Source organism: Pseudodesulfovibrio sp. lm2024 (assembly GCF_051175575.1).
GTDB classification, from domain to species: Bacteria; Desulfobacterota; Desulfovibrionia; order Desulfovibrionales; family Desulfovibrionaceae; genus Pseudodesulfovibrio; species Pseudodesulfovibrio caledoniensis.
This window is the reverse complement of record NZ_CP195092.1, coordinates 2,912,705-2,929,850: the sequence shown is the minus strand read 5'-3', so window position 1 is coordinate 2,929,850 and position 17,146 is coordinate 2,912,705. Positions and strand designations below refer to the sequence as shown.

Here is a 17,146-nt window from a genome sequence, read left to right as displayed (position 1 = left end):
GAGTCTGGAGATGGCCGAAGAGCGGTGAGGCGGACCCGGCCGACTAGGCCGCGCCCGAGACGACCTCGGTCCTTCCCTGCCGGTGCAGGTTCTTGATATCGCGCAGTGGCGGCGCGCCGAACTGGCGTTTGTACTCGCGGCTGAACTGCGACGGGCTCTCGTAGCCCACCTGCAGGGCCGCGGTGGTGGCGTCCTGGCTCTCGGTCAGCATCAGCCGCCGGGCCTCGTGAAGTCTGAGCCATTTCTGAAACTGCAGGGGGGTCATGGCCGTTACGGCGCGGAAATGGTGATGGAAGGTGGACACGGACATGCCGCTCTTCCTGGCCAGCCCCTCCACCTTGACCTGCTTGGCGTAGTTCTCCTTGAGCCAATCCACGGCCCGGGCGACCTGCTGGCCGTGGCTCTCCGCCGTGGCGATCTGGCGCAGGCGCGGGCCGAGTTCGCCCATGAGCAGCCGGTACAATATCTCCTTGAGGATCAACGGCGAGAGCATGGGGATGTCCTCCGGGGTGTCCAGAAGGTCGATCAGCCGCTGGAACCCGTCGAGCAGCGGTTCGGACACCTGGCACACGGCCATGCCCCTGCCGGTCTGCCGGGTGCGCGGGGCCGGGAGGTTGCTGTCCACCATGAGCTGGGCGACCATGGGCAGGTCTATCTTCAGGACCAGGCTGAGGAGCGGCGTCTCCTTGCTCGCCGTTACGATATTGGCCATGACCGGCAGGCCGACCGAGGTTATCAGCATGTGGTTCTCGTCATAGATGTATTCCTCGTCGCCGAGCTGGACCCGCTTTGCCCCCTGCGCGACCACGCAGATGCACGGCTCGTACATGGCGCTCATGGGCTCGGTGGGGGCCTCGTACCGGATCAGCATCAACCCCGGAATATCCGACGTCATGTGGTCGTCTTTCTCTGTCCAGCGGTGAATCCGCTCGGCCAGGGCGTTGCGCGCAGCGCTGATGTCGTCTGTGTTTTTCTTGCTCATTGCGGGGCTCCTTTGCATGCGTCCCTAGCAGCCATAAGCGGTGTCTCACAAGGGATGCTATTCCTCTTTCGGAGGATTGTGCAACAATTAAAGAGGATCGGTCTACCCCGCCCGGGGGGCTCGGCCCTATACGATAAGGGAATTCGGCTGCGCTGCTCCGAAGGTGCCTTTGGCCACCTTCACGGTCATATGACGCCGGCCCGGGCCCATCAACCAAGGAGATAACTATGAATTTCGATTATTATAACCCCACCCGCCTGGTTTTCGGCGCGGGCTCCCTTTCCCGCCTCGGCGAGGTGGCCGCCGGTCTCGGCCGAAAGGCCTTGATCGTCACCGGCGGCGGCAGCGTCAAGCGCAGCGGCGCGTTTGATCGTGCAACCTCGAGCCTCCAGGCCGCCGGTGTCGATTTTGCCGAATGCTCCGGGATCGAACCGAATCCGCGCATTTCGTCCGTGGCGCGCGGCGCGCGGATCGTGTGCGAGCAAGGATGCGACGTGATCATCGCCCTGGGCGGCGGTAGCACCATGGACGCCGCCAAGATGATCGCCGCGGCGGCGCTGTACGACGGCGATCCGTGGAACCTGATCGGCCACGGCCAGGCCGACTGGCACATCCCCACCGAGGCGTTACCCGTGATCACCGTGCCCACCCTGGCCGCCACCGGCTCGGAAATGAACTGGGGCGCGGTCATCTCCAATGACGAAACCAAGGTGAAGTCCTTTACCCATGCCGAGTGCCTGTTCCCCCGGTTCGCCATTGTCGATCCCGAGTTGACCTTGACCGTCCCCGCGAACCAGACCGCCTATGGCGTGTGCGACATCATCACCCACGTTATGGAAGGGTACTTCAACGGGGTGGACGGCACGCCCGTTCAGGACCGTTTCGCCGAGGGCGTGATCATCAACGCCCTCGAGTGGGGGCGCAGAGCCGTGGAGAACGGCGACGACATCGAGGCCCGCGCCCAGGTGCAGTGGGCCTCCATCGTCGCCCTCAACGGCTGGGTCCAGGCCGGGGTGCACATGGTCGCCCCGATGCACATGATCGAGCACGCGCTTTCCGCCCACCACGACATCACGCACGGCGCAGGCCTGGCCATCGTGGGTCCCGCCTGGATGCGTTTCGCCGCCCGGCATCGTCCGGAGCGCTTCGCCCAGTTCGCCGAGCGGGTCTTCGGCCTGTCCCCCGAGGGCAAGGACGTTGCGGCTCTGGCCACGGAGGGCATCGACGCATACGGAGCGTTCCTGAAGGAGATCGGCTGCCCCGCGAGCCTGTCCGAAGTGGGTATCGGCGACGAACTGTTCGATCAGTACGCCAAGGACGCCGCACTGGTGGCCCGCGACGGGGACGGCAACCTGCTGGGCCGACCGCGCATGAGCCGCGACGACATCGTCTGGATGCTTCGCTCGGCCCTGTAGCCGGGGACTGGAGCATCGGAATATCACTGACCCGGCCCGCGCAAGAAAAGCGGGCCGGGCCGCCAACAGCAAACCGGAAGGAGCATCGGCCATGTCTGATGAAACATATGGGGATATATTCGAGCGTGGGCCCGAGAACACCGCCTACGCGCAGTACTTCGTGGGTCAGAGTTACCTGAATATCCTGTCCGGGGAAGGGGTCGTCATGGCCAACGTCACCTTTGAGCCGGGATGCCGGAACAACTGGCACATCCACAAGGCGGACAAGGGCGGAGGGCAGGTCCTGCTCTGCACCGCCGGGCGGGGCTGGTTCCAGGAATGGGGCAAGCCCGCCCGTGAGCTTTGTCCCGGCGACGTTATCGTGGTCCCGGCCGGGATGAAACACTGGCACGGGGCCGCAGGGGACAGCTGGTTCTCGCACCTGGCCGTGGAGGTCCCCGGAGAAAACGGGAGCAACGAGTGGCTGGACCCCGTTTCGGACGAGGAATACGCCGCGCTGGGCTAGGGGCGACCGAAAGCCCGGCCGCGACGCGCACATCAACAAGGAGATCAGATTGCTTTACAGAACAATGCCCAAGAACGGCGACCAACTGTCCGCCCTGGGGTTCGGGTGCATGCGCCTGCCCATGGCCGACGGCGTCATTGACGAGGAGCGGGCCATCGCCCAGATCCGCCAGGCCATCGACGACGGCGTCAACTACGTGGACACGGCCTGGCCCTATCACAACGGCGAGAGCGAGCCGTTGCTCGGCAAGGCCCTGAGCGACGGCTACCGCGACAAGGTCAAGATCGCCACCAAGCTGCCCACCTGGCTGATCAAGAGCCGCCAGGACATGGACACCTTCCTCGACGCCCAGCTGGAACGGCTCGGCACGGACCATATCGACTACTACCTGATCCACGCCCTGTCCGGTCCGTCCTGGAAGACCATCGAGGCGCTCGGGGCCAAGGATTTCCTGAACAAGGCGGTGAAGGACGGGCGCATCGTCAACCCGGGCTTCTCCTTCCATGGGTTGTCCGAGGACTTCCAGCCCATTGTCGACGCCTACCCCTGGGTCTTCTGCCAGATCCAGTACAACTACCTGGACACCGACTTCCAGGCCGGGACCAAGGGGCTGGAATATGCGGCCTCCAAGAAGATGGGCGTGGTCATCATGGAGCCCCTGCGCGGCGGCAATCTGGCCCTGCCCGAGCCGCCCCGGGCCGTGGCCGACATCTGGGATCTGTCCGAGACCAGGCGCACCCCGGCCGAATGGGCCCTGCGCTGGGTCTGGAACCACCCGGAGGTGACCGTGGTCCTGTCCGGCATGAATGACGAGGAGCATGTCCGCCAGAACCTGGGCGTGGCCGGGCAGGCCGAATCGGATTCCCTGACCCGCGTAGAGCTGGACCTGGTCAAGCGCGTGGCCGACACATACCGTCAACTCATGCAGATCGGCTGCACCGGCTGCGGCTACTGCATGCCGTGCCCGGCGGGCGTCCAGATCCCCACCTGCTTCGATATGTTCAACAAGCTGCACATGTTCGGCAACGAGGCCGAGGCCAAGCACATGTACAATTCCTTTGCCGCGGGCACGGTGCTGCAACGCGATCCCGGCTTCGCCTCCCAGTGCGTGGAGTGCGGCCAGTGCCTGGAGAAGTGTCCGCAGTCCATCGAGATCCCGGAGGTCCTCAAAAAGGTGGCCGCCGCCCTGGAATAACGGGACGGGGGCGCAACCGTCCGGCGCATCCAGTCGCAAAAAACGGCCCGGAGTTTCCTCCGGGCCTTTTTTGCGCCGTAGGCAAGGGGCGTCGCATGTGATACCGCATGGTTGGCGCTCGGCTTCGGCGCTGTTTACGGTAATAAGAAAGGAGGGCGTTCGGTGAAATACGCGGGATCGTGCCTGTGCGGCAAGGTCGCTTTCGAGGTGGAAGGCGAATTCGAGAGTTTCTATCTGTGCCATTGCGAGCGGTGCCGCAAGGACACCGGGTCCGCCCATGCGGCCAACCTCTTTTCGTCCACGGCCGGGCTGCGCTGGCTGCGCGGCGAGGATCTGGTCCGCACGTTCGATTTCAACGCCACGGGCCACATAAAGAGCTTCTGCGCCGAGTGCGGCTCGGCCCTGCCGAATCTCCAGATGGACGGGACGCTCCTGGTGGTCCCGGCCGGGAGCCTCGATTGCGATGTGCCAATCCGGCCCGACGCGCATATCTTCTGTGCGAACAGGGCCAACTGGGACAACGGGCTGGAAGGCCTGCCCCGGTTCGACCGGCTCCCGGAAGGGGACTGAGGCGGTCTCCATTGACAGGATAAAAAAACAAAGGATTTCGGGCAACGGCGCGAAGTCCTTTTTTTATATGGGAGAAGGCGTCCGGCAAAGCGGTTCGCCGCCGCGAGACCGGTCTTACGATTCGTCAGGCGGCGGCGCGGTGGATATCCGGGGACTCGGCCCGGTCCGCAGGCGCGAAGGTCTCGTCGATGCGGTGGGCGATGCGGCCCAGAAGGTTGCGGTCGTGGCTGATGGCCAGCACGCCCACGCCGTGCCGCTTGGCCCAGCGCAGGACCGCGTCCCAGACCATGGCCTGGGTGTTGGGGTCGAGCATGGCGGTCATCTCGTCGGCCAGCAGATAGCGCGTGTGCGGGGCCATGACCCGGGCCAGGGCCAGTCGCTGGAGCTCGCCGCCGGACAGTTCGTGCGGGTAGCGGCCCAGCCAGGCGGGTTCGATGTTCAGCCGAGCCAGGGTGCGTCCGTCGGGCCGCCATCCCTCGTTCAGGCTGTCGCCCAGCTTCCAGCGCGGGTTCATGGTCAGCTCCGGATGCTGGAAAATGAGCTGCACCGGGCTGAAGGCGCGCCGGGGCAGGGGCTGGCCGTCGCAGGTGACCGTTCCCTGTTGGGGAGCCAGGTGTCCGGCCAGGAGCTTGGCCAGGGTGGATTTGCCCCGCCCGCTGGGGCCGGGCAGGCCGACGACCTCGCCGGGCCGGACCGAGAAGGTCAGCCTCTCGATGATCCAGGACGAAGTCTCGTAGCGGAAAAACAGTTTGTCGCCCTTAAGCATGGCAGCACCTCACCTGTCCGCCGCCCACCGCGCGCAGCGGCTGGGGGCTTTTGCAATCCTCGGAGCGGTCGGCGCAGCGGTCGGCGTAGACGCAGCCTTCGACCCGGCTGTCCTCCAAGGGCTGGTTCCCGGACACATAACGGAATCCCTGCTGCGGCAGGGCGTTCCACAGGGCGCGGGTGTATGGGTGGCGCAGCCGCCCCCGGCCCGCGAAGTCCGAGGCCGGGGCCGTCTCCACCGTGGTTCCGGCGTAGATGACCGCCACCCGGTCGGCGATGGTCACGGCCGCGTCGATGTCGTGGGTGATGAGCATGATCCCCTTGCCCGAGTCGGCCAGCTCGCGCAGGTGGTCCAGGGACTGGCGGATGACCTCGGCGTCCAGGCCGGTGGTCGGCTCGTCCGCGATGAGCAGGTCCGCGTCGCCCGCCGTGGCCGTGGCCGTCAGCACCCGCCGGGCCATGCCGCCCGACACCTGGAACGGGTACATGGCCTTGACCCCGGCCTCCAGGTGGTAGCGGGCAAAGGCGTGGTCCGTGTTCCGGGCCGCGTCCATGCAGCACTGTCCGCTCAGGCGCGAGGCCCGGTAGACCTGCCTGCCCACTTTGGACAGCGGGTTCAGGTAGGCCACGGACTGGGGGATGAGGGCGATCCGTTTGCCGCGCAGCCTTTTCACGTTGCGCGGGGTTACGGGCTCGCCCTGAAACAGGATGTCGCCGGTGTGCCGGGCGTTGCCCGGCAGCAGGCCGAGGACCGCATGGGCCAGCAGGCTCTTGCCCGAGCCGCTGGAGCCGACCACGGCCACGATCTCGCCCGGGGCGATGTGCAGCGACAGGTCGCGCACCGGGTGCAGGGTGCAGCGTTGCCATCCCCGGTCGTACCGGGAAAATTCGATGGACAGGTTGTGGACCGACAGCATGGCTACTCCTGGCTGGTTTTTGGATCGGTGATGACGCGCAGGCCGTTGCCCAGCACGTCGAAGAGCTTGACCGTGACCAGCAGGGACAGGCCGGGCAGGATGGCCAGCCACCAGTAGCCGGTCGAGATGTGGCGCATGGACTCGGACAGCAGGATGCCGATGGACGGGTTGTGCGGCGACAGCCCGAAGCCGAGGAAGGTCAGCCCGGCCGCGTGCAGGATGGCGTGGGGGAAGAGCAGGATCAGCCCGATGGTGAACTGGGGCACGATGTGCGGGAGCATGTGTTTGCGCGCAATCCACCAGGGGGAACGGCCGAGCCTGCGCGAGACCATGACGTATTCCGCCTGCTTGAGCTGCAGGATTTCGGCCCGGATGATGCGCGCCAGACGGGGCCAGTGGGACACGGCCACGGCGATGATCACCCCGGTGGCCCCGCCGCCGCAGGCGAACGAGACCAGGATGAGCAGGACCAGGTGCGGGGTGGCCATGACCAGGTCGATGAGCGTGGTCACCACCGCGTCGGTCCGCTTGCCCATGGTCGCGGACAGGGTGCCGAGCACGGCCGAGACCACGGAGCTGACCGTGGCCGCCAGCAGGCCGATGCCCAGGCTGCGGGTCAATCCCTTGACCGTGCGCACAAGCATGTCGCGGCCCAGCCAGTCCGTGCCGAAGGGGTATTCCAGGCAGGGCGGCAATTTCTTGTGCAGGAAATCCGTGGTCAGCCCGGTATCGCCCATGAGCCGGGAGGCAGTCGCCAGGGCGGCGAAGTATGCCAGGCACAGGCAGAGCACCCAGGCGGCGCGGCCCCGGCCGTCCAGCAGGCGCAGCCGCCCGGCCACGTGGTGTATCCGTTGGGACAAAGTGGGGGAGGCGGTGGCGGTGGTCATCGCGCCTCCTCCGCGCCGACGCGGATGCGCGGGTCGAGTACGCCGTACAGGATGTCGGCGATGAGGTTGCCCGCGAACACGAACACGGCGCTGAACAGGGTGATGCCGAGCAGCAGCGGCACGTCGCCGCGTATGCCCGCCTCCACCGTGGCCTTGCCCAGCCCGGGGTAGGAGAAGACCTGTTCGGCCAGGACCGAGCCGCCGAACAGCTCGCCCAGGGAGGCGAACTGGAGGGTCACGGCGGGCAGGGCCACGTTGCGCACCGCGTGCCGCCAGGCCACGCCCGCGCGCGACTCGCCCTGGGCCAGGGCGAACAGGGCGTACTCGCTGTTCATGGCGTCGATGGTCTTCTCGCGGGTGTGCAGGGCGATCTGGGCCACGCCGATGACCGACAGGGTGGCCGCCGGGAGAATCAGATGGTGCAGCCGCTGCCACAGGGTGGCGTCATCCGGCGACACGCCCGGCGGGGTGGCGCAGCAGATGGGCGTCCAGGCCAGGGAGACCGAGAACACGGCCAGCAGGACCAGCCCCATCCAGAAGGACGGGGTGGAGGCCAGGGTGTAGCTGTAGACGCGGATGACGCGGTCGGCCAGGGAGTTGCGGTTGGTGCCCGCCGTGACCCCCAGGACGAAGCCGAGCAGGCCGGACAGCAGCCAGGCCGAGGCCATCAGCCACAGGGAAGTGACGAACCGCTTGCCGATGACCGTGGTCACCGGCTCGTTGAAGATCATGGATTGGCCCAGGTCGCCCCTGAGTACGTGGCCCGCCCAGATGACGAACCGCTCGGGCGCGGGCTTGTCCAGCCCCCAGCGCTCGGTGATGCGCCGCTCCTGCTCCTGGCTGATCTGCATGCGGTCGATGCCGATGTAGGCGTTCACCGGGTCCACCGGCGACAGGGAGACCAGGGTGAAGGCCAGGACCGAGACCAGGGACAGGATCAGGGCCAGACGCCCGAGCTTGCCCAGGCAGAAAGATGGTGAAATGGCGTGCATTGCGGCTCGTTCCGATCCCGGGGCGCGGGCAGCCCGCGCCCCGGGGGATGGTTGGTTAGTCTTTCCAGGTCCACTTCTGGATGTTGGCCGTCACGGGCCAGCCGTGGCCGTGGGGCTCCACCTGGGAGACGCCCACGTCCAGATGCTCGCTGACGAAGTAGGTATGCTCCAGGTTGACCAGCCAGACCCAGGGCGCGTCGCCCCGGCTGTTGCTGCCGGTCGTACCGTCCCATTGGGCCTTCTTCCACAGGGGCAGGGAGGCCTCGTAGCTCTCGGCCGCGACGGCCGCGTCCAGGTACTCGTCAACCTTGGCGTTCTTGTAGTAGCCGGGGTTGTTAAAGCCCTCGCCCGCGTGACGGCTCGAATAGAGCTGGTAGACCTCGATGGGGTCGTGGGCCCCCCAGCCGAAGACGATGACCTCGGAGTGCATGAGGTGTTTGATCTCGTCCCAGCTGCGCTTGCCCTCGACCACGGCGTGGATGCCCACGGGCCTGAGCATGTCGGCCACGGCCAGGGCCAGGTACTGGCGGATGGCCCGATCGGCCGGGTAGATGACCGTGAACTCGGCCTTGACCCCGTCCTTTTCGACGATGCCGTCGCCGTCCGCGTCCTTCCAGCCCGCGTCGGCCAGGATCTTGCGCGCGGCGTCCGGGTCGGCGTCCCTGAAGACGTTCTCCGGATTGTCCCAGGGCAGGCCGTCGCAGGGGCCGTAAGCCGGGCGGCCGAACCCTTCGAGCACGCCCTTGACCAGCATCTCGCGGTCAACGGCCACGTCGATGGCCTTGCGGATGGCCGGGTCGGCGGTCACGCTGTTGCCGATGGGCGCGCCCTTGTCCGTGACCTTGCCGGTGTTCGGCACGCAGGGGAACATCAGCCCCCGGTTGTCCACACTCTTGACCGGGTGGAGGACCATGCCCGGGATGGTCTGCACGGCCAGGGCCTGCGGGACCACGACCACGTCCACCTTGCCCGCCTTGGCCGCGGCGAAGGAGGTGTCCTCGTCGGTGAACAGGAAGACCAGCCGCTTGAAGTGGGGCTTGTCCCCGTAATAGTGCGGGTTCACTTCCGCGATCATCTGCTGGCCCTCGTTCCATTCGACCATCCTGTACGGGCCGGAGCCCACGGGCTTGCGCGCGTAGCCGGGGCCGTGCAGTGCCTTGGGCACGATGCCCAGGCTGACCAGCCGGTTGATGAAGGTCGTGTCGCGTTTCTTGAGGGTGATGCGCACGGAGTATTCGCCGGTGGCCTCGGCCTTGTCCATGTTGATCAGGTCCACCTTGCCGCCCGCCTTGGCCGCGGTGTTGTAGGTGTAGGCCACATCCTCGGCGGTCAGTTTCGAACCGTCGGAAAATTGGACGTCCTCGCGGATGGTCACGTCCCAGGTCAGCCCATCCTTGGACAGGGTCTTGTCCGTGGCCAGGTCGTTGACGATGTTCAGGTTCTCGTCGCGCTTGAGCAGGGTGGACTGGAACAGGGGATTGCCGTAGCGCCCCCAGCCCAGGGTGGGATCGTATCCGTCGTCCGGCTCGCCCTTGACCGCCAGGGTGAGCGTATCCTTGGCCAGGACCGGGGTCGCGGCCAGGGTGCACAGGACCAGCAGGCCTGCCAATGCGGCCAGGACCAGCCTGCCCGCACGGCATTGGATGAAAACGTGCATGAACTCCTCACTTTGAGTACTTGTTTCGGAAAAGATTGCGTTAAATAACACCATTATGAAAAACGTGTCAATTGACACATATGAAAATGAAAAAAGATAGCTCGACTTTCAAGGATGCGCACTGTGCGGGGGAGTTGGAGGGGGAGTTCATGAAAAAGGCCCGGCCTGCATGGTGCAGGCCGGGCCTTGGTTGTCTTGTCGCGCCGGGGCCGGGGTCAGTCGGACTGGTCCGATGCCAGGTCGCTGATCGCCTTGAGGGTCTTGCCCCGGTCCTGGGCCAGCTTCTTCCACTTCTTCTTTTCCTTCTTCAGGGCCTCGACGGTGTGCAGGAGGTCCTGCACGGTGCGCGCCGGGTAGCCGTGCGTGGCGCGGCTGCCCCTGCGCAGTTCCTCGTCGTTGTGCTGCCGGATGGAAGCGAGCTGGTTGGCGTCGAGTATCATCACGTTCCCGTATCAGGTCAGGCGGCGGGCTCGCAAGCGGGTTCGCAGGCCGACGAGCAGAAGCTCAGCTGCGAGTATTCGACGCGTTCCCTGTACTCTTCCTGCTTGCCCTTGTTCCAGCGGCCCACCGGGCGGTAGTAGCCGACCACGCGGGTGTAGACCTCGGTCTCCTTGTCGCAGGTCGGGCAGTTGAAGTGCTCGCCGTAGATGTAGCCGTGGTCCTCGCAGACCGAGAAGGTCGGCGTGACCGAGATGTACGGGATCTTGGTCTTGCTCATGGCCTTGAGCAGGAAGTTCTTCACGCTCTCCTCGTCCGGGGCGGCCTCGCCCAGGAAGGTGTGGAAGACCGTGCCGCCGTTGTACAGCGTCTGCAGGTCGTTCTGGTGCTCAAGGGCGAAGAAGACGTCCGAACTGATGCCCACGGGCAGCAGAGTGGAGTTGGTGTAGTACGGGGTCTCGTCGCCCGAGGTGTGAATGTCCGCGTACAGCTCCTTGTCGATCTTGGCCAGCCGGTAGCAGGTGCCTTCGCCGGGCGTGGCCTCGAGGTTGTACAGGTTTCCGGTATCCTCCTGGAACTGGACCACGAGCCTGCGCAGGAGATTGAGCACCCGCTGCATGAGCCGGGAGCCGGACGGGGTGTCGAGCCCCTTGTGCAGCAGGTTCATGCACGCCTCGTGGCCGCCGATGAGGCCGATGGTCGAGAAGTGGCCCTTGAACCCGTTCTTGAGGTAGCGCCGGGAGAACGGGAACATGCCCGCGTCCAGGTTCTTCTGGACCACCTTGCGCTTGAACTCCAGGGACTCCGAGGCCAGCCGGGCGTACTCGGTGACCAGGTCCATGAAGTCCTCTTCGTTGTGGGCCAGGTAGGCCAGCTTGGGCAGGTTCAGGGTGACCACGCCGATGGATCCGGTCAGGTCCCCCGCGCCGAACAGGCCGCCGGTCTTTTTGCGGATCTCGCGCAGGTCCATCTGCAGACGGCAGCACATGGAGCGCACGTCCTCGGGGTTGAGGTCCGAGTTGATGAAGTTCTGGAAGTAGGGCGCGCCGTACTTGGCGGTCATCTTGAGCAGCAGCTTGCCTTCCTCGGATTCCCAGGGGAAGTCCTTGGTCACGTTGTACGTGGGGATGGGGAAGGAGAAGATGCGCCCGTCCGCGTCGCCTTCGAGCATGACCTCCAGGAAGGCCCGGTTGAACATGGCCATTTCCTCGGCGTACTCGCCGTAGGTGGAGTCCTGAAGCTCACCGCCGATGATGACCGCCTCCTTGGCGATGTGCGCGGGCGGCACGAAGTCCAGGGTGAAGTTGGTGAACGGCGACTGCCCGCCCCAGCGCGAGGTGGCGTTGAGGTTGTGCAGCAGCTTCTGGATCTGCTGCTTGACGTCGTGGTAGCTCAGCCCGTCGTTGCGGATGAACGGGGCCAGGTAGGTGTCCACGTTGTTGAAGGCCTGGGCGCCTGCCCATTCGTTCTGCAGGGTGCCGAGAAAGTTGACCATCTGGCCGCAGGCCGCGTCAAAGTGCTTGGCCGGGGTGGACGAGCAGCGGTCGCGCAGGTTGAATCCTTCGAGCAGCAGGTCGCGCAGGGACCAGCCGGAGCAGTATCCCGCCAGGCCGAAGGACAGGTCGTGGATGTGGAAGTAGCCGTGGGTGTGGGCCAGGCGGACCTCCTCGGGGTACTTCTCGAGCATGTACCGGGCCTGGACCGAACCGGCCATGTGCAGGATCAGCCCTTGGAAGGAATGGGTCATGTTCGAGTTCTCGTTGACCCGCCAGTCCACGTTGTTCAGGTAGCCGTCCGTGACCTTGGCGATGTCCAGGAACGCCTCGTCCTGGGAGCGCAGCTCGCGCCTTTTTTCGCGGTAGATGATGTACCGCTCGGCCACCTTGTACAGGCGGGCCTCCATGAGGACTTCCTGGACCATATCCTGGACCTGCTCCTGTTCGGGGATGTCCACGTCCTTGAGTTTCTTGGCCACCTTGCCGGCCAGCCGGTCGGCCAGCAGCGGGTCCTTGATGCCGCTGCCCTTGAGGGCCTTGAAGATGGCGGTGCCGATCCGCTTGGTGGACCAGGTTTCGATGCAACCGTCTCGTTTGAGGATTTTGCTGGGCATGTAAGTCTCTTGCAGGCAACGCGGAGGACGGCGCACGGTCAAAGTGCGGCCGCGGTGAAACTGCCTGCGCTGTCGCCGATGTACGGTGTCGCGGCGGAACCGCGAACCCGGCGACGGTTATCGGGTGGGCTTCATTCTTGTCCGCATGCGGGTTCCGCGATCCGCATCCGGCAGGAAACGCTTCAGGTAGGTCTTCTGGCTCTCCCCGTCCGGCCCGCCTTCCCGCCTCGCGGCAGTGGCATGTGGGCCGGACCTTCAAGGGGATTACAGCGGCGGGACCGCTCCGGCTTCGCACCGGATTCCCTGTTATGGCCCTGGGGCCACCTGAAGGACATCTAGAACTTCTCGAGAGTAGCCAAAGGCGGGGTGAAGCGCAAGGGCCGAATTCACCCAACCGGCTCTGCCGGGTCAGCTGCCCAGTTCCGGCACCTCGGACAGGATGTCCAGGCAGACATCGGCATTGTTCAGGGAATACAAATGGATACCGGGCGCGCCGAGGTCCAGCAGCTCGCGCACCTGGCGTCGCGCGATCTCGATTCCCTTGCGCCGTACCGCCTCGTCGCCGCCTTGCCTGTCGGCCTCCTGGAGCTCCAGGTAGAGCTTGAGCGGGATATTCGCCCCACACAGGGACAGGATGCGGTTTAAGGACGCCATGCTCAGGACCGGGAGGATGCCCGGCAGCACGGGATCGGTCACGCCTCGTGACTCCAATCGGCGGACCAGGTCGCGGTAGCGGCGCACGTCGAAGAATAGCTGGGTCACGGCGAAGTCCGAGCCCGCGTTGAATTTGTGGCAGGTCCAGCGCAGGTCGTCGTCGATGGACGGGGACTCGGGGTGGGCGTCCGGGTAGCAGGCCGTGGCCACGCCCATCTCGGGCCAGTCCGCCTTGACGAACTCCACCAGGTCCGAGGCGTGCCGGAAGTCCTTCCAGGTATCCTCCTCGTTGCCCGGCATGTCGCCGCGCAGGGCCAGGACGTCGTGGATGCCTGCGTCCCGGAGCCGGTTGACGTACTCGGCAATGGACCGCTTTTCGGCCCCCACGCAGGTCAGGTGGGACATGACCGTCAACCCGAACCGTTTGTGCATCTCGGCGGCGATGTCCAGCGTGTTGTCACGGAACGACCCTCCGGCCCCGTAGGTCACGGAGGCGAAGACGGGGTCGAGTTCGGCCAGCCGTTCCACCTGGCCGAAGAAGCGGGGCCACTGCTCCCGCTCCTTGGGCGGGAAGAATTCGAGGGAGAGGAAGGGGGATTTGTCCTTGATGCGGTCGATGATCTTCATGGGGTATCCTTGTGAGGGGCGGGCGGGAAGCCTTCTTCCCGCCCGGTCTGGAGTGGTGGTTAGCGTTGTTCCTCGCGCAGCCTGCGGGCGGCCCGGACCATGTTGTCCAGCGAGGCCAGGGTCTCGGGCCAGGCGCGGGTCTTCAGCCCGCAGTCCGGGTTGACCCAGAGCCTGCGGGCCGGGACGACCGCCAGGGCCTTTTGCAGCAGGGAGTGGATTTCGTCCGCTGACGGCACGCGCGGGCTGTGGATGTCGTACACGCCCGGGCCTATGTCCGCCGGGTATTCGTCGGCGTCGAAGGCGTCGAGCAACTCCATCTTGCTGCGGCTGGCCTCGATGCTGATTACGTCGGCGTCCATCCTGGCGATGGCCGAGAGGATGGCGTTGAATTCGCTGTAGCACATGTGCGAGTGGATCTGGGTCTCGTCCCGGACGCCCCCGGCCGTCAGCCGGAAGCAGTCCACGGCCCAGCGCAGGTAGTCGGCCTGCTCGGCCCTGCGGATGGGCATGCCCTCGCGCAGGGCGGCCTCGTCGATCTGGATGGCCTTGATGCCCGCCGCCTCCAGGTCCAGGACCTCGTCGCGCATGGCCAGGGCGATCTGGCGGCAGACCTCGTCGCGTCCCATGTCGTTGCGCACGAAGCTCCAGCACAAAATGGTCACCGGGCCGGTGAGCATGCCCTTCATGGGCTTGTCGGTCAGGGACTGGGCGTATACGGCCCAGTCCACGGTCATGGGCGTCGGGCGGGACACGTCGCCGTAGATGACCGGCGGCTTGACGCAGCGGCTGCCGTAGCTCTGCACCCAGCCGTTCCGGGTGAAGCAGAATCCCTTGAGCTGCTGGCCGAAGTACTCGACCATGTCGTTGCGCTCGGGCTCGCCGTGGACCAGCACGTCCAGCCCCAGCGTCTCCTGCCGGGCGACCACCTCGGCGATTTCGGCCCGCATGGCCTTCACGTACTCCGCCTCCGAGATTTCGCCCTTGCGGAAGCGCAGCCGGGTGCGGCGGATTTCGGCGGTCTGCGGGTAGGAGCCGATGGTCGTGGTCGGGAACAGGGGAAGGTTCAGCCGCTCGCGCTGCGCCTCGGCGCGCACGGCCAGGGGCGAGGCGCGGTCGTACATCTCGGGTGTGATTGCCAGTACCCGTTCGCGGATCGCCTTGTCCGCCACGTCCCGGTGGGCCCCACGGGCCAGCAGGGCGTCCTTGTTGTCCTTGAACAGTTCGGGCGCGCCCTTGCCTTGGGCCGCTTGTTTCAGGGCCGCTATCTCGGCGCACTTCTGGACGGCGAAGGCCATCCAGCGCCTTATTTCAGGATCGAGGCCGGTTTCGGCCGCGGCGTCCACCGGGCAGTGAAGCAGGGAGCAGCTCGATCCGATCATCAGCCGCTCCGGTTTGACCTGCTGGCGGGCCGCATTGACCTTGCGCAGGGCGGTCTCCAGTTCGGTCTTCCAGATGTTCCGGCCGTCCACCAGCCCCAGAGACAGGGTCATGTTCGGGGGCAGCTTGCCCAGCAGCTCCGGCAGCTGGCCCGGCGCGCGGACCAGGTCCGCGTGCAGGCCGTCAACGGGCAGGGCCAGGGTCGTGTCCAGGTTGTCGCCCAAGGCGCCGAAATAGGTGGCCAGGAGCAGGCGCGAGCTGATCGCCGCTTCGCGGATGCGCGCGTAGGCAGTGGCAAAGGCCGCCCTGGCCTTGTCGGAAAGGTCCGTGCACAGGACGGGTTCGTCCAGCTGGATCCAGGCGCACAGCCCGTCCAGTTCGCGGATGACCGCGCAGTAGGCGTCCACCAGGGAGTCCAGGTGCGCCCAGCGGTCGCAGCCGGAAACCTCCTTGGCCAGCAGCAGGAAGGTCAGCGGGCCGACCAGGACCGGTTTGGGCGAAAGGTCCATGGACCGGGCCGACTCCACCGCCTGGAGCAACCGGCTGCCGGTCTTGGCGAAGGTCGTGTCCGGGGCCAGTTCCGGGACGATGTAGTGGTAGTTGGTGTCGAACCACTTGGTCATCTCCATGGCCGGGACGCCGTTTTCCGCGTCGCCACGGGCCATGTGGAAATAGGTCTCGAGAGGCAGTTCGCCGCCGTTCCAGCCGAAGCGGGGCGGGACCGCGCCGAGCATGGCCGCCATGTCGAGGACGTGGTCGTACAGGGAGAAGTCGCCCACCGGGACGAGGTCCAGCCCGGCCTCGGCCTGGACGGTCCAGTGCCGTTTTTGCAGTTCCTCGGCCGTGGCGTTCAGATCGGCCTCGGCGATCTCGCCTCGCCAATACTTTTCCAGGGCCCATTTCAGTTCCCGGTCGATCCCCATGCGGGGGAATCCCAAAACGTGCGCGTGCATGTCTGCTCCATGGTTACGGGTGAAAAACAGTCCTCGCCCACCCCGCGACGCCTGTCGTCGCTTTGGCCGGGCGTGGTCGCGAATTCATCGCGTCACGGCAAGACGTCTTCTGGCTTCCGGCCCCGTCATGTTGATTCCCTTCCCGAATCCGGTGGTCCTCAACGGGTGTCTGCCGGTTACAGCGGCCCGTCCGCAGCGGCTTTTCACCGCTTTCCGTTTCTTGCCGTATCCTTATATCAAGATGTATTGATATTATACCGTCCCCCAAATGGCAAGCATTTGTTCGGAGCGGCTGAAAATGCACGTGGGCAACGCAGGTCCGGTTGATCTTCCTGCCGTGGGAGCGGGCGTAAAAGCAGGAAGGTGAACTTGGAAAATGGAGTGGTTGACAAATAATGGACAGCCTCCTAAGTTTCATGAAAATGATTTTCATATTCAATCAAACAAGGCGACATGCGGCAATAGCAGCTACGGATGTCCAGCGTAACCGCCAAAAACGGAGTTGAACATGATTTCCTCCTTGTCCGCACGCTGTACCGGGCCCGCCCAGGGCCCGTGCGCACGACACAACTTCAACACTGTGAGGAAAACACCATGGGCAAGGTATTGATCGTCTACGGTTCGACCACCGGCAACACCGAGAGCGTGGCGGACGCCATCGCGAAATTCATGGAAAAGAACGGCCGCACGGTGGAGACCAGGAACGCGGCCGACGTGGCCGTGGAGGACATGGCCGACGGCTTCGACGCCGTGCTGCTCGGGTCTTCCACCTGGGGCGACGACTCCATCGAGCTCCAGGACGATTTCGTGCCGGTCTTCGACAACCTGGACAAGGCCGGGCTCAAAGGCAAGAAGGTCGCGGTCTTCGGTTGCGGCGACTCGTCCTACGAATACTTTTGCGGCGCGGTGGACGCCATCGAGGAGAAGGCCGAGGACCTGGGCGCTGTCCTGGTCGGCGATCCCCTGAAGATAGACGGGGACCCCGACATGGGTGACGTCACGGCCTGGGCCGGAACCATCCTGCCCGGGCTCTAGGTCCGCGCCGGGTTCCTCTCCGGAATGAACTCGCCGGAAACGGCAAAGGCTTGGGAAGTTGCCTTCC

General features: G+C 65.5%; 15 protein-coding genes and 2 riboswitches. Of the genes, 5 read left to right on the top strand and 10 right to left on the bottom strand.

Translation table 11 applies throughout. The features are described 5' to 3' along the window. Positions 1 to 43 precede the first annotated feature (43 nt). Complete coding sequence (locus ACR42D_RS13825; protein ID WP_484567373.1) at positions 44 to 982, bottom strand: AraC family transcriptional regulator; 939 nt, start codon at positions 980 to 982, stop codon at positions 44 to 46. A 227-nt stretch (positions 983 to 1,209) separates the two neighbouring features. On the opposite strand from ACR42D_RS13825, the gene ACR42D_RS13820 reads away from it, so the two are divergent. From ACR42D_RS13820 to ACR42D_RS13805, 4 genes are all read left to right on the top strand, one after another. Beyond that, positions 1,210 to 2,397 (top strand): iron-containing alcohol dehydrogenase, encoded by a 1,188-nt coding sequence (locus ACR42D_RS13820; RefSeq protein WP_484567372.1) that lies wholly within the window; start codon positions 1,210 to 1,212, stop codon positions 2,395 to 2,397. 91 nt (positions 2,398 to 2,488) lie between these two features. After that, the gene (locus ACR42D_RS13815) at positions 2,489 to 2,902 is read left to right on the top strand and encodes a cupin domain-containing protein (RefSeq protein ID WP_484567371.1); all 414 of its coding nucleotides are present in this window, start codon (positions 2,489 to 2,491) and stop codon (positions 2,900 to 2,902) included. Positions 2,903 to 2,951: 49 nt separating this feature from the next. Beyond that, positions 2,952 to 4,097 (top strand): aldo/keto reductase, encoded by a 1,146-nt coding sequence (locus tag ACR42D_RS13810; RefSeq protein WP_484567370.1) that lies wholly within the window; start codon positions 2,952 to 2,954, stop codon positions 4,095 to 4,097. A gap of 162 nt (positions 4,098 to 4,259) precedes the next feature. Next, a complete protein-coding gene (locus ACR42D_RS13805) occupies positions 4,260 to 4,667 on the top strand; it encodes a GFA family protein (RefSeq protein ID WP_484567369.1) in 408 nt (135 codons plus the stop codon). A 124-nt stretch (positions 4,668 to 4,791) separates the two neighbouring features. Here the strand turns inward: ACR42D_RS13805 and ACR42D_RS13800 are convergent, their stop codons facing one another. The 9 genes from ACR42D_RS13800 to metE all read right to left on the bottom strand — a co-directional run bounded on the left by ACR42D_RS13800 (position 4,792) and on the right by metE (position 16,044). Beyond that, positions 4,792 to 5,433: an ABC transporter ATP-binding protein gene (locus ACR42D_RS13800; RefSeq protein ID WP_484567368.1), complete on the bottom strand. Its 642-nt coding sequence runs from the start codon at positions 5,431 to 5,433 to the stop codon at positions 4,792 to 4,794. Beyond that, entirely contained in the window at positions 5,426 to 6,349 is a 924-nt protein-coding gene (locus ACR42D_RS13795; RefSeq protein ID WP_484567367.1) for an ABC transporter ATP-binding protein, read from the bottom strand. The genes ACR42D_RS13800 and ACR42D_RS13795 overlap by 8 nt, the downstream gene beginning before the upstream one ends. Positions 6,350 to 6,351: 2 nt before the next feature. Next, the gene (locus ACR42D_RS13790) at positions 6,352 to 7,236 is read right to left on the bottom strand and encodes an ABC transporter permease (RefSeq protein WP_484567366.1); all 885 of its coding nucleotides are present in this window, start codon (positions 7,234 to 7,236) and stop codon (positions 6,352 to 6,354) included. Next, positions 7,233 to 8,228: an ABC transporter permease gene (locus ACR42D_RS13785; protein ID WP_484567365.1), complete on the bottom strand. Its 996-nt coding sequence runs from the start codon at positions 8,226 to 8,228 to the stop codon at positions 7,233 to 7,235. The genes ACR42D_RS13790 and ACR42D_RS13785 overlap by 4 nt, the downstream gene beginning before the upstream one ends. A 55-nt stretch (positions 8,229 to 8,283) precedes the next feature. Further along, positions 8,284 to 9,885: an ABC transporter substrate-binding protein gene (locus ACR42D_RS13780; RefSeq protein WP_484567364.1), complete on the bottom strand. Its 1,602-nt coding sequence runs from the start codon at positions 9,883 to 9,885 to the stop codon at positions 8,284 to 8,286. Between the two features lie 215 nt (positions 9,886 to 10,100). Then, positions 10,101 to 10,325, bottom strand: coding sequence for a hypothetical protein (locus ACR42D_RS13775; RefSeq protein WP_484567363.1), 225 nt, complete (start codon positions 10,323 to 10,325; stop codon positions 10,101 to 10,103). Positions 10,326 to 10,342: 17 nt separating this feature from the next. Continuing rightward, on the bottom strand, positions 10,343 to 12,433 hold the full coding sequence (locus ACR42D_RS13770; RefSeq protein WP_484567362.1) for a ribonucleoside triphosphate reductase: 2,091 nt from the start codon (positions 12,431 to 12,433) through the stop codon (positions 10,343 to 10,345). A 168-nt stretch (positions 12,434 to 12,601) separates the two neighbouring features. After that, positions 12,602 to 12,776, bottom strand: a riboswitch (cobalamin riboswitch). 65 nt (positions 12,777 to 12,841) lie between these two features. Then, complete coding sequence (locus ACR42D_RS13765) at positions 12,842 to 13,714, bottom strand: methylenetetrahydrofolate reductase (RefSeq protein ID WP_484567361.1); 873 nt, start codon at positions 13,712 to 13,714, stop codon at positions 12,842 to 12,844. Between the two features lie 59 nt (positions 13,715 to 13,773). Beyond that, positions 13,774 to 16,044 carry a 5-methyltetrahydropteroyltriglutamate--homocysteine S-methyltransferase gene (metE, locus tag ACR42D_RS13760; RefSeq protein ID WP_484567360.1) on the bottom strand — a complete coding sequence of 757 codons (2,271 nt, stop codon included), beginning with the start codon at positions 16,042 to 16,044 and terminating at the stop codon, positions 13,774 to 13,776. A gap of 82 nt (positions 16,045 to 16,126) precedes the next feature. Continuing rightward, positions 16,127 to 16,318, bottom strand: a riboswitch (cobalamin riboswitch). 320 nt (positions 16,319 to 16,638) lie between these two features. Here metE and ACR42D_RS13755 point away from each other — a divergent pair. Continuing rightward, positions 16,639 to 17,079, top strand: a complete 441-nt coding sequence (locus tag ACR42D_RS13755) for a flavodoxin (protein ID WP_484567359.1) — start codon at positions 16,639 to 16,641, stop codon at positions 17,077 to 17,079. Positions 17,080 to 17,146: the final 67 nt, after the last annotated feature.

Coding starts and splice junctions, on each gene's coding strand:
- ACR42D_RS13825 (WP_484567373.1), bottom strand. CDS start 982: ATGAGCAAGAAAAACACAGACGACATCAGCGCTGCGCGCAACGCCCTG.
- ACR42D_RS13820 (WP_484567372.1), top strand. CDS start 1,210: ATGAATTTCGATTATTATAACCCCACCCGCCTGGTTTTCGGCGCGGGC.
- ACR42D_RS13815 (WP_484567371.1), top strand. CDS start 2,489: ATGTCTGATGAAACATATGGGGATATATTCGAGCGTGGGCCCGAGAAC.
- ACR42D_RS13800 (WP_484567368.1), bottom strand. CDS start 5,433: ATGCTTAAGGGCGACAAACTGTTTTTCCGCTACGAGACTTCGTCCTGG.
- ACR42D_RS13795 (WP_484567367.1), bottom strand. CDS start 6,349: ATGCTGTCGGTCCACAACCTGTCCATCGAATTTTCCCGGTACGACCGG.
- ACR42D_RS13790 (WP_484567366.1), bottom strand. CDS start 7,236: ATGACCACCGCCACCGCCTCCCCCACTTTGTCCCAACGGATACACCAC.
- ACR42D_RS13785 (WP_484567365.1), bottom strand. CDS start 8,228: ATGCACGCCATTTCACCATCTTTCTGCCTGGGCAAGCTCGGGCGTCTG.
- ACR42D_RS13780 (WP_484567364.1), bottom strand. CDS start 9,885: ATGCACGTTTTCATCCAATGCCGTGCGGGCAGGCTGGTCCTGGCCGCA.
- ACR42D_RS13775 (WP_484567363.1), bottom strand. CDS start 10,325: ATGATACTCGACGCCAACCAGCTCGCTTCCATCCGGCAGCACAACGAC.
- ACR42D_RS13770 (WP_484567362.1), bottom strand. CDS start 12,433: ATGCCCAGCAAAATCCTCAAACGAGACGGTTGCATCGAAACCTGGTCC.
- ACR42D_RS13765 (WP_484567361.1), bottom strand. CDS start 13,714: ATGAAGATCATCGACCGCATCAAGGACAAATCCCCCTTCCTCTCCCTC.
- metE (WP_484567360.1), bottom strand. CDS start 16,044: ATGCACGCGCACGTTTTGGGATTCCCCCGCATGGGGATCGACCGGGAA.
- ACR42D_RS13755 (WP_484567359.1), top strand. CDS start 16,639: ATGGGCAAGGTATTGATCGTCTACGGTTCGACCACCGGCAACACCGAG.